General features: G+C 69.0%; 8 protein-coding genes. 3 read left to right on the forward strand and 5 right to left on the reverse strand.

Features of this window, described 5'->3' with window-relative positions:
* Window position 1: 1 nt before the first annotated feature.
* From nhaA to AB0I19_RS16650, 3 genes are all read right to left on the reverse strand, one after another.
* Entirely contained in the window at window positions 2–1,291 is a 1,290-nt protein-coding gene (gene nhaA, locus AB0I19_RS16640; RefSeq protein WP_357150142.1) for a Na+/H+ antiporter NhaA, read from the reverse strand.
* A 157-nt stretch (window positions 1,292–1,448) separates the two neighbouring features.
* Complete coding sequence (locus AB0I19_RS16645) at window positions 1,449–2,030, reverse strand: TerD family protein (protein ID WP_067496979.1); 582 nt, start codon at window positions 2,028–2,030, stop codon at window positions 1,449–1,451.
* Between the two features lie 56 nt (window positions 2,031–2,086).
* Complete coding sequence (locus tag AB0I19_RS16650) at window positions 2,087–4,159, reverse strand: acyltransferase family protein (protein WP_357149511.1); 2,073 nt, start codon at window positions 4,157–4,159, stop codon at window positions 2,087–2,089.
* A gap of 170 nt (window positions 4,160–4,329) precedes the next feature.
* On the opposite strand from AB0I19_RS16650, the gene AB0I19_RS16655 reads away from it, so the two are divergent.
* Window positions 4,330–5,376: a hypothetical protein gene (locus AB0I19_RS16655; RefSeq protein ID WP_357149514.1), complete on the forward strand. Its 1,047-nt coding sequence runs from the start codon at window positions 4,330–4,332 to the stop codon at window positions 5,374–5,376.
* Here AB0I19_RS16655 and AB0I19_RS16660 read toward each other — a convergent pair whose 3' ends face one another.
* Both AB0I19_RS16660 and AB0I19_RS16665 read right to left on the reverse strand, forming a co-directional pair.
* On the reverse strand, window positions 5,377–5,745 hold the full coding sequence (locus tag AB0I19_RS16660; protein WP_357149517.1) for a MerR family transcriptional regulator: 369 nt from the start codon (window positions 5,743–5,745) through the stop codon (window positions 5,377–5,379).
* Between the two features lies 1 nt (window position 5,746).
* Window positions 5,747–7,264, reverse strand: coding sequence for a SulP family inorganic anion transporter (locus AB0I19_RS16665; protein ID WP_357149520.1), 1,518 nt, complete (start codon window positions 7,262–7,264; stop codon window positions 5,747–5,749).
* Between the two features lie 392 nt (window positions 7,265–7,656).
* Here AB0I19_RS16665 and AB0I19_RS16670 point away from each other — a divergent pair, with 392 nt between their 5' ends.
* Entirely contained in the window at window positions 7,657–8,595 is a 939-nt protein-coding gene (locus tag AB0I19_RS16670; protein WP_357149523.1) for a hypothetical protein, read from the forward strand.
* Window positions 8,596–8,886: 291 nt separating this feature from the next.
* Window positions 8,887–14,343 carry a carboxyl transferase domain-containing protein gene (locus AB0I19_RS16675; protein WP_357149526.1) on the forward strand — a complete coding sequence of 1,819 codons (5,457 nt, stop codon included), beginning with the start codon at window positions 8,887–8,889 and terminating at the stop codon, window positions 14,341–14,343.
* Window positions 14,344–14,430 lie beyond the last annotated feature (87 nt).

Genomic DNA, 14,430 nt, shown 5'->3' on the forward strand with positions numbered 1-14,430 from the left:
ATCAGGGTGGGGTCTGCTGATAGACGTCCGGGATGCCGTCGCCGTCGGCGTCGACATTCTCGGCCTCGTCGAGGCGGCGGTAGACGCGGTTGCGGGCGCGCAGCACGATGGTCGCCAGCAGGGCCGCGGCCAGCGTGCCGCACAGCACGCCGATGCGGACGTGGTCGGCGCGGGTGTGGTCGTCGGCGAAGGCCAGTTCGCCGACCAGCAGTGACACCGTGAAACCGATGCCGCCGAGCAGCGCGACACCCGCCACGTCCACCCAGGCCAGATCGGCGTCGAGTTCGGCGCGGGTGAGTTTGGCGGTGAGATAGGTGGTCGCGGTGATGCCGACGAGCTTGCCGACGACCAGGCCCGCCATGATGCCGAGCGTCACCCGGTCGGCGAGGGAATCGGTGAACCCGCTGAGCCCGCCGATGGTGACACCGGCCGCGAAGAACGCGAACACCGGCACCGCCACTCCGGCCGAGAGCGGGCGGATGGTGTGTTCGAACCGTTCGGCCAGGCCGTGTTCGGTGTCGGTCTCGCCGCGCCCGGCCAGTACCGGAACGGTGAAACCGAGCAGCACGCCCGCCACCGTGGCGTGCACACCGGAGGAGTGCACCAGCCACCACGTCACCAGGGCCAGCGGCACCAGCAGGAACGGCGAACTGATCCGGCGCTGCACGGCGACGGCGAACAGGGCGATCGGGATCAGGGCCAGCGCCAGGTAGGGCAGGTGCAGTTCGCTGGTGTAGAAGACGGCGATCACCGTGACGGCGAGCAGGTCGTCGACGACGGCGAGGGTGAGCAGGAAGGTGCGCAGCGCGGTGGGCAGGTGGGTGTTGATCACCGCGAGCACGGCGAGCGCGAAGGCGATGTCGGTCGCGGTGGGGATCGCCCAACCGTCGACCGCGCCGCCCCGGTTGATCGCGAAGTAGATGAGCGCGGGCACGGCCATCCCGCCGACGGCCGCCACCACCGGCAGCGCGGCGCGGCGCGGATCCCGCAGATCGCCCGCCACGAACTCGCGTTTGAGTTCGAGGCCGACGACGAAGAAGAAGATGGCGAGCAGCCCGTCGGCTGCCCACTGACTCAGCGTCAGGTTCAGGTGCAGCGATTCGGGGCCGATGCGGTAGTCGCGCAGTGCCACATAGGCATCCGCCCACGGCGTATTGGCCCAGACGAGCGCGACGATCGCCGCGACGATCAGCAGGACACCGCCGACCGTTTCGCGGCGCAGCACCTCGCTGACGCGACGGGCCTCGGGCCAGCTGCCCCGGGTGAGAACGGTGCGGCGTGCTGCGCGGATCATCCGTGCCGGGGAGAGGTAGGTGCGGACATGTGGGTTCCCGTCTTCGCTCGAACCCCGCTCGACGGAATTCGAGCCGGGCTGCCGACCAGACTTCCCGGCGCACCGAGCCTAACTTTGCCGCACCGACCACACCCCGTGCAAACCGTGCGCGTCGCTAGCCGAGGGCGAAACGCAGCAGCGCCTGCTTGTCGCCCTGCTTGATCTTGCCCTTGCGATCGAGCACCTCGAGCTGCCATACCGGGCCGTTGCGGAAGGCCCGCGCGATGGCGTTGGCGTTCTCGGCGCCCAGCAGCGACGGCCAGATATCGGCCACCGGCTGGCTGTCGGCGCCGGTGGCGTCGTAGATCTTGAACGAGACGTTGTTGGCCTTGTCGAACGAGGATCCCTTCTTGAACGCGGCGGCGACGAACACGATGGCGTCGATCGCGGTCGGCACATTCGCGAAGGTGACGTGCACGGTCTCGTCGTCGCCCGCGGCCGCGCCGGTCTGCTCGTCACCGGTGTGCAGCACCGCGCCGTTGCCGAGCGGGTCGAGCGAATCGAGACCGGCGAAACGCACCGGCTCGCCACCCTGCATCAGGACGGCGACGAGATCGAGGTCGACGCCGCGCTTGCGGCGGGCGATGCCGAGCAGTCCACCGCTGGAACCGGCCGACGGGTCCCAGCTCACCCCCACGCTCATCTTGGTGATACCGGCGAGATCGGCCGCGCCGTCTTCCTTCTTCAGAGTAATCACAGCTCCGAGGCTACGGACTTCCCGAGTTACCCGCATGCCCAAGCGTTTTCGTTGCCTCACCACCATCCGAGCACGGGACCGATGGCGCGGCCGAGCGCGTCGGCGAGGGTGCGCGAGTAGGTGGCGGTGAGGTGGTGCTCGTCGTGGTAGATCAGCACATTGCCCTCGGCGACGGCACAGACGGTCGGGCCGCACACGGCGTCGGTGAGGTCGACGGGGAAGACGTGCGGGAAGGGTGCCGCCGCTTCGCGCTGCGGGTCGATCGGGTCGAGTGCGTCACCGCGGCGCATGCCGCAGCTGATGCGGTCGCCGCCAGAGGCAAGGCAGTCGGTGGCGCGGTAGCGCACGCCGTCGCGGCGCAGCCACGGCGTGTCGCGCAGGGTGAGCACCGCGAGTCCGCGCTCGGACAGGGCCGTCCACACATCGAGGAATTCCGGCGGTGTCTCGTCGCCGCCCGCGTCGCGGGGCCGGGTGCCGATGGTGAACACCCAGTCGGGGCGGTCGGTGCCGAGCCGGTCGATCACCTCGCGCGACCAGTCCCGGCAGTCGGGGATGGGTTCGCCGTTGTAGGTGGCGTCCTCGGCGAGGGTGAGCGGGCACCCCATCTTCAGATACACCTGGATGCGGAACGAATGCTCCTCGGCCAGTACCTGGAGTGCCGGCAACCAGTGTTCGACGTGGGAGCTGCCCGCCATGGCGATGGTGCGTTCGGCGTCGGGGTCGCCGTAGGTGCAGGTGACGACGGAGCGGGTGTTCCAGTCGGCGATGCAGCCGTCGAGCGTCGGCGGCGGCTGGTCGTTGCGGGCCTCGAAGAGGCTGGGCCGCAACGGTTCGGGCGCGACAGGGGTGTTCGCGGTGAGTGCTCGCGCCCCGGGGTACCTGGTCGCCTCGACGTCGGTGGTCGCGGCCGGTGGCGCCGCCCGCACGACGGCGAACTCCCAGGCCGACGCGGTCGCCACCACAGCCGCGAGCAGTGCCGCCACGCCCGCGGTGACCAGGCGCCTGCCGGGCCGGCGCGTCTTGGTGCGCAGTGGTTTCTCGATCAGCTGGTTGGTGAGCCAGGCAAGTGCCAGCGACACCGCGATCACGCCGGTGCCACCGAGCAGGTCGACTCGAGCACTGTCGCGTTCGGTGAGGAAGAAGATGAGAATCGGCCAGTGCCACAGGTACAGCGGGTAGGCGAGCTCGCCGAGCAAGCGCATGTGCCGGTGCGCGAGCAGCCGGTTGGGCCCGTCCCATTCGTGGCGTGGCACGTTGGCGACCGACACGATCACCGCGGCGGCCGCGAGCACCGGAAGCAGGGCGGCCGGGCCGGGGAAGCGGTTGGCGGCGTCGCCGATCAGCCAGCCGCACAGCACAACTCCCGCGATGCCCAGGGCGGCCAGCGGCGCCCGGCACCAGCGCGGCAGCACCAGGTACGGTGCGGCGACCGCGAGTGCCGCCCCGATCAGCAGTTCCCAGCCGCGCGCGAAGGTGTCGTAGTAGTTCCAGCCCTGATGGGTCGCGGTGCCACGGGTCGCGTACACGAAAGATGCCGCGGCAGCGGCGATCACGATCACTCCGACAACGGCTCGCGCCCGTCGCAACCGTGCGCACACCGCGACGAGGATCAGCGCGGCCAGATAGAACTGGCCCTGCACCGACATCGACCAGAGGTGTTGCAGTGGACTCACCGACGGGTCGGCGGCCAGATAGTCGGCCCAAGTGAGCGCCAATTCCCAGTTCTGCGCGAACAGCAGGGAGGCGAGCGTCTGCGCCGCGACCGCCGACCACTGGGTGTAGGGCAGCAGCAGCGTCGAGGCCACCAGAACCCCGGCCAGCACCACCGCCATGGCAGGCAGCAGCCGCCGCGCGGTCCGGCGAACCACCGGCCACACCCACCCGCGTGGACCGTGCTCGGCGCGGCGCAGCAGCATCCCGGTGAAGAAGTAACCGGACAGCACCAAAAAGACGTCTACGCCACCCGACACCCGGCCGAACCAGATGTGGAAAACCACGACCAGGCCGATCGCGAGGCCACGTAGACCGTCGAGGTCGGAGCGGTATTGCACTGTTCCGCTGCGTTGTTCGGCCGTCGAGCCCGAACCTGCCGAGGTCTCCGGCGAGAGAACCGAGGGTGACCACGCCATGTCATGTGACTATCACGCGGCCCGCGTGGATGTCACATCGAGGCATCGAAAACCGTGCGCCGCAGCGAAGATGGCGCGACGGGTTTGCCTTCCACCCGAACAGACGCCAAAATTTCGGGAAGGGACGCGGACATCATCGAATCGATGCCGCGCGGGGTTGGGAGAGACCTGTGACACGCGAAGATCCGCCCGCCGGGGGTGCCGACGATCAGGGTTCGTGGTGGATGACACCGCGTGCCGACGGACAGCAGGCAGATGCCGCCCCGCCGACGGTGCGCGCGGATGCGTCCGGTTTCGGGCAGCAGCCCCCGCCGAGCCAGCCGCAGTGGCCGGTCGGTCAGCAGAGTCAGCCGTGGCAGCAGCCGCCGGTGAGTCAGCCGTGGCAGCAGCCGATGCCGGGACAACCGATGCCCGGTCAGCCGATGCAGGGTCAACCGATGATGGGGCAGCCGCAGTGGCAGCAGCCGCGTCCGCCGTACGCGCGGTCGGGGTCGTCGTCGACGCCGTGGCTGATCGGCGGTGCGGTGGTCTGCGCGTTCCTCGTGCTCATCGTGATCGCGGTGGTGATCGGCGGCAACTCCGATCCCGATTCGCCTGTCGTCGCCGCGCCGACCACCACATCCTCGACGGTGCCGTCCACCTACTCCACCACCTCGGCCGCACCGACCTCGAAGCCGTTCGACTGGAACACCCTCGACAGTGCCTCCACCGACGACACCCCGCTCACCGTGAAAGCCCTGCTCCCGCAAAGCTTCACCGACTCCAAGGGCGTGCTCTACACCCTGCGTGCCAGCGGCGAACACGGGTGCGATCAGCCGGGCAACTCCGACAATGTGTCGTCCGCGATCACGTCCAACGGGTGCACCACCAATATCACCGGCTCCTACATCGACAAGGACGACCACATCCTGGTGTCGGTGAACGTGCTGGTGTTCCCCACCGACTCCGCCGCCCGCTCCGCCTACGACACCCTCGACGGCCAGACCCAGGACTGGGGAATCTGGTGCCCCACAACGGGTCTGGCCAGCGATACCTGCCACGGTGACATCATGTCCGCCACCCGGGTGCAGTGGTCGGCCTACAGCCACCGCTACTTCACCCAGGCCACCGGCATCTACATCGACCTGTCCGACAACAGCAGCCTCGAGGAATGGTGCAAGGCGGGCGCCAACGCGGCGGCCACCACCGTCGGCCCGAAGAACTACTGGCAGAAGTGATCACCGCGCTCGTCGCTCGGCGAGCAACGCGGTGAACTCCTCGGCGTAACCGAGCTGGCGGCGCAGTTTCGCGACGCTGTCCTCGGCTTTGGCGTGCAACGCCGCGAGCAGTTCGCGGGCCGCCGGGTTGCCGAGATCGTCGAGGGCGGACAGCAATTCGCCCATCTCGGCTAGGGTGAAGCCGAGCGGTTTCATCCGGCGGATCACCAACAGCCGGTCGATATCGTCCTCGGTGTAGAGGCGGAACCCACCGGCGCTGCGTGCCGAGGGCCGCACCAGGCCGACCTCGTCGTAGTGCCGAATCGTCTTGACCGACAACTCGGTTCGTTCAGCGACCTGACCGATCTGCAAATGCGCGCGGGCGGGCATCTCAGTGCCCTGCCAGGTGCCCGGAGAGCCTGCCGTGGCGCTGTTCGGAGGCCGCGTCGAGCCCGACGATCTCGACCTTCTTGCCCTTGGACTCGTACTTGGTGGTGATCGCGTCCAAGGTGGCGACCGTCGAGGCGTCCCAGATGTGCGCGTCGGACATGTCGATCACGATATTGCGTGGGTCGTCGACGTAGTCGAATTGGTACACCAGGTCGTTGCTCGAGGCGAAGAACAGTTCGCCGCGCACTTTGTAGACCCTGGTGTCGATGTCGCCGTCGTGGTCGATATCGGCCTCGCCGATCTTCTCGACCTCGGTGAAGTGGGCGACGCGGTGGGCGAAGGCAACCATCGCGGTGAGCACGCCGGCGATCACGCCGTAGGCGAGGTTGTGCGTCGCCACCGTGACGGCGACGGTGACCAGCATGACCGCGGTCTCGGCGAAAGGCATGCGGCGCAGGGTTTTCGGGGCGATCGAGTGCCAGTCCATGGTGCCAACCGACACCATGATCATCACGGCGACGAGGGCGGCCATCGGGATCAGGGCGACGATGTCACCGAGCCCGACGACCAGGATCAGCAGGAACAACCCGGCCAGGAACGTCGAAATCCTGGTGCGCGCACCGGAGGACTTCACATTGATCATCGTCTGGCCGATCATGGCGCAACCGCCCATACCGCCGAAGAAGCCGGTCACCACATTGGCCACACCCTGGCCCCAGCCCTCGCGGGTCTTGTCGGAGTGGCTGTCGGTGATGTCGTCGACGAGCTTGGCGGTCATCAACGACTCGAGCAGACCGACCAACGCCGTCGCCAACGCGTACGGGGCGATGATCTTCAGCGTTTCCAGCGTGAACGGCACATCGGGGATCAGCCAGGAGGGCAGGCTCGACGGCAGCTCGCCCTCGTCACCCACGTTCGGGACGTCGAGCGAGAACACGAGGGTCGCCACGGTGAGCAGCACGATCGCCACCAGCGGGGCAGGGACGACGCTGGACAGCTTGGGCAGGAAGACCATGATCGCGATACCGACGGCGACCATCGGGTACACCAGCCACGGCACTCCGAGCAGGTGCGGGATCTGCGCGGTGAAGATCAGGATCGCCAGCGCGTTGACGAATCCGACCATCACGCTGCGCGGGATGAATCGCATCAGCCGCGCGACCCCGATCACGCTGAGCACGATCTGCAGCACACCGGCGAGGATGACCGTGGCGATCAGGTAGTCCAGTCCGTACTGCCGCATGACGGGCGCGATCACCAGGGCGACCGCGCCGGTCGCGGCCGAGATCATCGCCGGGCGGCCACCGACGAACGCGATGGTGACGGCCATCGTGAACGAGGCGAACAACCCCACGCGCGGGTCGACCCCGGCGATGATCGAGAACGAGATGGCCTCGGGGATCAGGGCGAGCGCGACCACCAGCCCGGCCAGCACTTCCGTGCGGAGCCGGCGGGGGCTGCGCAGGGCGGCCATCACCGACCCTTCGGTCTGTCTACTGGCGGACACGGCTGTCCCCATCGGCTGCTCCCAACGAAAGTGTCGCCCTCACGGCGCTCGGCCGGCACGAGCGGACGCCCGTGCGATCGACCAACCCTACCCTCCCGTAAGGGTAGGGTTGGTCGACCATGGTCACGACGAGATAACCGCAGGTGCGAGCTTCGCCACTGCCGCCCGCCCTCGTGATGGGGAAGTCGGCGCAGGAATCGGCGATCGACGGCGGTTCTGGCCGATCCGAGCTCAGGTCACGAACTGGTCAACGGCCCAGATCACATGGAAAGTGCCAGGTGACGCGCCTAGGGTCGGTTACCGAGCTCGACGAGATGGAGTATTCGCCAAGAGGAAGTCGGGGGCGGACATTGCTTCGCAAGAGACCAAGTACACAGACGTGCCGTGACGCGGTGGAGTTGGCCGTGCGAGCACCGTCGGTGCACAACACCCAACCGTGGCGGTGGCGCATCGGGCACGGCCGCGTCGACCTGTTCGCCGATTTCGGCCGACAGGTCACCGCGACCGATCCGCGCGCCCGTGCGCTGACGGTGAGCTGCGGTGCCGCGCTGCACCATCTGACCGTCGCGTTCGCGATGCTCGGCTGGCACGCGGTCGTCGAGCGGCTGCCCGATCCCGCGCGGCCCGATCATCTCGCGCGGGTCGAACTGACCCCGCGCTCGCCGAGCGACCACGACATCCGGTTGGCCGCCGCCATCCATGTGCGCCGCTCGGATCGGCGCCGCTTCCCCGACCTGCCCATCCCGGCGCGCGACCTGCGTACGGTGTCGCGCTGCGCCTCACGGTTCGGCGCCGCGGCCCGCCACGTCCCCGACATGCTGCTGCCCGGGCTGGCCGAACCCATGCGCTCGGCCGCCGCCCGCCACGCCGTCGACGGTGACTACCTCGCGGAACTGAGCGAATGGAGCGGTTGCCACGGTGAGCTCACAGGTGTGCCCGCCCACAACGCCCCCGCCGCTCGCCGCCCCGACGAACTACCGGTGCGGGTCTTCGCCGACGCGCGGCTGTCGGAGTACACCGACGAACCCGACGCCGCGCACTGGCTGGTGGTGTGTACCCCGCGCGACACCCGGCTCTCCCAGCTGCGCGCGGGCGAGGCGACGAGCGCCATCCTGCTCGAAGCCACCCGGCTCGGTCTCGCCACGAGTCTGCAGTCCGAACCCCTCGGCATGCTCGACCTGCGCGACCAGATCCGCACCACGGTCCTCCAGGAATGCGCCTTCCCGCATGTGATGGTCCGCCTCGGCGTCATGCCCCACGCCGCCGCACCCCTGGAATCCACTCCTCGCCGCCTCGTGGACGACGTCATCGAGTACGACGAGACCGCGTTCGCCATGGCTTAGTTCTCCACCCGGCAGTTCCCGTCAGCGCCGCCGCCCGGTCCGGGTGCGCGGCGCTGACGTGCGTTCGGGCTCGAACGAAATCGGCTCGCCATCCGTAATCATCTCTGTCACGCGGCGATATACGACTGTATCGCCAGACGCGTACTGCCGCTTCGGACAACGATACGTGCGGGTAACCCTGCCTCGCGGTACACATACGTGGCAGAAGAGGGCAGACTGCCAGCAATCGCGAGTTTCGCAACCTCACCCGTCCGGGCCAGGTCCTTGGAGAATTGTGGAAGGAGTCGGCGAGTGTTCAGCCGTATCGCCATCGTGAATAGGGGAGAGGCCGCCATGCGCCTCATCCATGCCGTGCGTGATCTGGCGGCGGCGACAGGACTACCGATCGAAACGGTAGCCCTGCACACCGACGTCGACCGCACCGCGACCTTCGTGCGCGAGGCCGACATCGCCTACGACCTCGGGCCCGCCGCGGCCCGCCCGTACCTCGACCTCAAGGCGCTCGAGAAGGCACTGGTCGCCACCAAGGCCGACGCCGCCTGGGTCGGCTGGGGCTTCGTCGCCGAGGACCCCGCCTTCGCCGAGCTGTGCGAGCACATCGGTGTCACCTTCATCGGCCCGAGCGCCGACGCCATGCGCAAGCTGGGCGACAAGATCGGCGCCAAGTTGATCGCCGAGGAAGTCGGTGTCCCGGTGGCGCCGTGGAGCCGCGGCCCGGTCGACACCATCGACGACGCCATCGAGGCCGCGGGCCGCATCGGCTATCCGCTGATGCTGAAGGCCACGGCCGGTGGTGGTGGGCGCGGTATCCGCGTCATCACCAACGAAGCCGAACTCGTCGACGCCTACGAGCGCACCAAGCAGGAAGCCGCCCGCGCCTTCGGCAGCGGTGTGGTGTTCCTCGAGCGCCTGGTCACCGGTGCCCGCCACGTCGAGGTCCAGGTGATCGCCGACGGTCAGGGCAGCGCGTGGGCGCTGGGCGTGCGCGACTGCTCCGTGCAGCGACGCAACCAGAAGGTCATCGAGGAGTCGGCCTCGCCGGTGCTGAGCGCCGAGCAGACCGCCGATCTGAAGGCCTCGGCCGAGCGGCTCGCGATCGCGGTCGGTTACTGCGGCGCGGCCACCGTCGAATTCCTCTACCACCCCGGCGATCAGCTGTTCGCGTTCCTCGAGGTGAACACCCGCCTGCAGGTCGAGCACCCGATCACCGAGATCACGACCGGTTTCGACCTCGTGCACGCCCAGATCCGCGTCGCCTCGGGCATCAAACTCGAGGGCACCGCGCCCGCCGAGCGCGGCCACGCCATCGAGGCCCGCCTCAACGCCGAGGACCCGGATCGCGACTTCGCGCCCGCCCCGGGCCGCATCGTCCGCCTCGACCTGCCCGCGGGCCCCGGCATCCGCGTCGACACCGGCGTGAGCGAAGGCGACACCATTCCCGCCGACTTCGACTCGATGATCGCCAAGATCATCGCCTACGGCCGCGACCGCGACGAGGCGCTCGGCCGGTTGCGCCGGGCCATGGCCGAGACCCGCGTCGTCATCGAGGGCGGTGCCACCAACAAGAGCTTCGTGCTCGATCTGCTCGACCAGCCCGAGGTGATCGACGCCAGCGCCGACACCGGCTGGATCGACCGCGTGCGCGGCGAGGGCCGCCTGGTCACCCACCGCCACTCCACCGTCGCCCTCGCCGTCGCCGCGATCGACGCCTACGAGGAAGACGAACGCGCCGAACAGCACCGGCTGCTGTCCACCGCGTCGGGTGGCCGTCCGCAGGTGCAGCATCAGAGCGGTCGCCCGCTCGACCTGAAACTGCGCGGCGCGAGCTACCGCGTGCGCGTGGCCCGCATCGGCGCGCACCGCTTCCGCGTCGGCATCGAGGCCGGTGCCGACCTGCGCACCGCCGATGTCGATCTCGATCGTTTCGATCGCCACACCGGCCAGATCGTCGTCAACGGCACCCGGTACCGCCTGATCACCGGCATCCACGGCCCCACCCACGTGGTCGATGTCGACGGCATCACCCACCGCATCAGCCGCGACGAGGGCGGCGTGGTCCGTTCGCCCGCGCCCGCGCTGGTCGTCGGCACCCCCCTCGAAGTCGGCGCCGAGGTCGAGGCCGGTGCGCCGGTGCTCGTGCTCGAGTCGATGAAGATGGAAACCGTGCTGCGCGCGCCGTTCCGCGCCCGCCTCAAGGAATGCGCGGTCTCGGTGGGCACCCAGGTGGAGACGGGCGCGCCGCTGCTGCGCCTGGAACCGCTGGCCGACGACGACGCCGAGGACACCGCCGCCACCGGCACGGTCGTCCTCGACCTGCCCGCCGAGCCGACCCCGCGGAGCCCTCACGAGCGGATGTCGCGTGGCCTACAGGACCTGCGCAGCCTGCTGCTCGGTTTCGACGTCGACCCGCACGACAACAGTCGCGTACTCGACGACTACGTCGTCGCACGCAAGGAAACCGTCGCCGACAACATCCGCCCGCTCGGCGAGGAACTCGAACTGGTGCAGGTCTTCGCCGACCTCGCCGAACTGAGCCACAACCGGCCCGCCGAGGACGACGGCGCCCACAGCCACGTGCACAGCGCCCGCGAGTACTTCCACACCTACCTGCAGAGCCTCGACGTAGAGCGGGCCGGGCTGCCCGAGTCCTACCAGGCCAAGCTGTCGGCCGCGCTCGGCCACTACGGCATCACCGAACTGGACCGCACGCCCGATCTCGAGGCCGCCGTCTTCCGGATCTTCCTGGCCCAGCAGCGGCCCGCCGAGACCGGCGCGGTGATCACCACGCTGCTGCGCGAATGGCTCACCGAGCCCATGCCCGATCAGGTGCTGCGCGAGCCGGTGGGTCTTGCCCTCGAACGGCTCGTCGCCGCCACCCAGGTCCGTTTCCCCGTGGTCGCCGACCTCGCCCGCGGCCTGGTGTACGCCTGGTACGGCCAGCCGCTGCTGCGTCGCAACCGCGCCCGCGTCTACACCAATGTCCGCAGGCACCTGAGCTACCTCGACGCCAACCCGCAGGCCTCCGACCGCACCGAGCGGATCGCGGAGATGGTGCGCAGCACCGAACCGCTCGTCCGCTTGCTCGGCCAGCGGCTGCAGCGCGGCAAGGGCGACCACACCGCCATGCTCGAGGTGCTCACCCGCCGTTACTACGGCAACAAGGGCATCACCGGGGTCCGCACCGAGCAGGTCGGTTCGACCACCTTCGTCGTCGCCGAACGCGCCGGGTCGAGCCTCGTCTCGACCGCGGTGAGCTTCGCCGCGCTCGGTACCGCCCTGGACGGGCTGGCCGAGCTGGCCCGCGGCGCGGTGTCCATCGACGCCGACATCTACCTCAGCTGGGAGGACCAGCCCGAGGACTTCGACGCCATGGCCGTGGCCCTGCAGGAAGTGCTCGGCGCGCACCCGCAGCCGAACCAGGTGCACCGCATCACCGCCACCGTCGCGGGCAGCGGCGGCTCGGTCATGCACCACCACTTCACTTTCCGTCCCTCGGTCACCGGCATGGCCGAGGAGCGGCTGATCCGTGGTCTGCACCCCTACATCGCGCAGCGCATGCAGATGGAGCGGTTGCGCAAGTTCGACCTCACCCGCCTGTCGTCCTCGGACGAAGAGGTGTACCTGTTCCGTGCCGTGGCCAAGGAGAACCCCTCCGACGATCGCCTGATCGCCTTCGCCCAGGTGCGTGACCTGGCTGCGCTGCGTGAGCAGGACGGCAGGCTGGTCGCGCTGCCGACGGCCGAGAGCGCCATCGCCACCTGTGTCGACTCGATCCGCCGGGCCCAGTCGCGGCGCCCGTCGGCCAAGCGGCTCAACACCAACCGCATCGTGATGTACATCTGGCCGCCGATGGATGTCACCCGGGCGGAACTGGAGACCATCGGTGGTCACGTGCTGCCGTCCGCGGCGGGTGTGGGTCTCGAGGAGATCCTGCTCATCGCCCGCCAGCGCGATCCGCAGACCGGCGAGCTGAACAAGATCGTTGTCCGGATCTCCTTCGACGCCACCGGCGGCACCGAGGTGACGGTCGGCGAGCGGACCGACGAAGCCGTCGAACCGCTCGACGAGTACCGCCAGAAGGTGCTGCGCGCGGCGGCCCGCAACACGGTCTACCCCTACGAATTGACCGGGCTGCTCGGCGAATTCACCGAGTACGACCTCGACGAGAACCACGCGCTCGTCCCCGTCGACCGGCCGAAGGGCCACAACAAGGCGGCGCTCGTGGCCGGTGTGGTCACCACCCCGACCCCGCGTCATCCCGAGGGCGTCACCCGCGTGCTGCTGCTCGGTGACCCGACCAAGTCCCTCGGCGCCCTGTCGGAGCCGGAGTGCCGCCGGGTGATCGCGGCACTGGATCTCGCCGAGCAGATGCGTTTGCCGCTAGAGTGGTACGCCCTGTCCTCGGGTGCTCGTATTTCGATGAGCTCGGGCACCGAGAACATGGACTGGGTCGCGGCCGCGCTCAAGCGGATCGTCGAATTCACCCAGGACGGCGGCGAGATCAACATCGTCGTCGCGGGCATCAACGTCGGCGCCCAGCCGTACTGGAACGCCGAGGCCACCATGCTCATGCACACCAAGGGCGTGCTGGTGATGACACCGGATTCGGCGATGGTGCTCACCGGCAAGCAGTCGCTGGACTTCTCCGGTGGTGTGTCGGCCGAGGACAACTTCGGCATCGGCGGTTACGACCGGGTGATGGGCCCCAACGGTCAGGCGCAGTACTGGGCGCCGAACCTCGGCGCGGCGCGCGATGTGCTGATGTCGCACTACGAGCACACCTACGTCGTCCCCGGTGAGTCCGCACCGCGCCGGGCCACCAGCACCGACCCCGTCGACCGGGACATCTCCAGCTTCCCGCACACCCTGGCCGACAGCACCTTCGCCACCGTCGGCGAGATCTTCTCGGCGGCCGCGAACCCGGATCGCAAGAAGCCCTTCGACATTCGCACGGTGATGCGCGCGCTGGCCGACCAGGACCACCCGGTGCTGGAACGCTGGGCGGGCATGGCCGACGCCGAGACCGCCGTGGTGCAGGACGCGCACCTCGGCGGAATCCCGGTGTGCCTGCTGGGTATCGAGTCGCGCAATGTGCCGCGTCGCGGCCTGGTGCCCACCGACGGTCCCGACACCTACACCGCGGGCACCCTGTTCCCGCGCTCGTCGAAGAAGGCCGCACGTGCGATCAACGCGGCCAGCGGGAACCGTCCGCTTGTCGTGCTGGCGAACCTGTCGGGCTTCGACGGTTCGCCGGAGTCGATGCGCAAGCTGCAGCTCGAGTACGGTGCCGAAATCGGCCGTGCGATCGTCAATTTCGACGGCCCCATCGTGTTCTGCGTGATCTCGCGCTACCACGGCGGTGCGTTCGTCGTCTTCTCGAAGGCACTGAACCCGAACATGACCGTGCTCGCCCTGGAAGGTTCGTTCGCCTCGGTGCTCGGTGGCGCGCCCGCCGCCGCCGTGGTGTTCGCCGGTGAGGTCAACGCCCGCACCGCCGCCGATCCCCGCATCGGCGAACTGGAGGCGCGCGTGGCCAACGCCTCGGGCACCGACCGGGCGACCCTGGCCGCCGAACTCGACGAACTGCGGTCGTCGGTGCGCGCGGAGAAGCTGGGCGACGTGGCCGCCGAATTCGACCGCGTGCACAACATCCAGCGCGCGGTGGAGGTCGGTTCGGTCGACGCGATCGTCAGCGTCGCCGACCTGCGCCCGCGCATCATCGAAGCGATCGAAACCCGCCTGGGCTAGGGGGCTTTCGGGTGACCGGCCGTCCTCCCGGGGCGGCCGGTCACAGCTTCGTCATGATTCCCTTCGCTCGATCTGGGTAATTCTCTT

The organism is Nocardia sp. NPDC050413 (assembly GCF_040655475.1).
GTDB lineage: Bacteria > Actinomycetota > Actinomycetes > Mycobacteriales > Mycobacteriaceae > Nocardia > Nocardia coubleae.

Coding starts and splice junctions, on each gene's coding strand:
- AB0I19_RS16650 (WP_357149511.1), bottom strand. CDS start 4,159: ATGGCGTGGTCACCCTCGGTTCTCTCGCCGGAGACCTCGGCAGGTTCG.
- AB0I19_RS16660 (WP_357149517.1), bottom strand. CDS start 5,745: ATGCCCGCCCGCGCGCATTTGCAGATCGGTCAGGTCGCTGAACGAACC.
- AB0I19_RS16665 (WP_357149520.1), bottom strand. CDS start 7,264: ATGGGGACAGCCGTGTCCGCCAGTAGACAGACCGAAGGGTCGGTGATG.